We start from the raw sequence: 223 nt of genomic DNA, 5'->3' as shown, positions 1-223 counted from the left end.
GACATGGTTGATGATGAAGAGCTGCTGGAACTGGTAGAAATGGAAGTACGTGAGCTGCTGTCTCAGTACGATTTCCCAGGCGACGATACGCCAATCATCCGTGGTTCTGCTTTGAAAGCGCTGGAAGGCGAAGCAGAGTGGGAAGCGAAGATCATTGAACTGGCAGAAGCGCTGGATTCTTACATCCCAGAACCAGAGCGTGACATTGACAAGCCATTCCTGC

Annotated in this window: 1 pseudogene; it reads left to right on the top strand. The window is 51.1% G+C overall.

The window, feature by feature from the left end:
• Nucleotides 1-223: pseudogene (gene tuf / locus PSI23_RS23805) on the top strand (elongation factor Tu); the annotation flags it as partial.

Source organism: Xenorhabdus yunnanensis (assembly GCF_028598805.1).
Taxonomy (GTDB): domain Bacteria; phylum Pseudomonadota; class Gammaproteobacteria; order Enterobacterales; family Enterobacteriaceae; genus Xenorhabdus; species Xenorhabdus yunnanensis.
The sequence above is the reverse complement of the archived record's forward strand: the minus strand, read 5'-3'. Positions and strand labels throughout refer to the sequence as shown.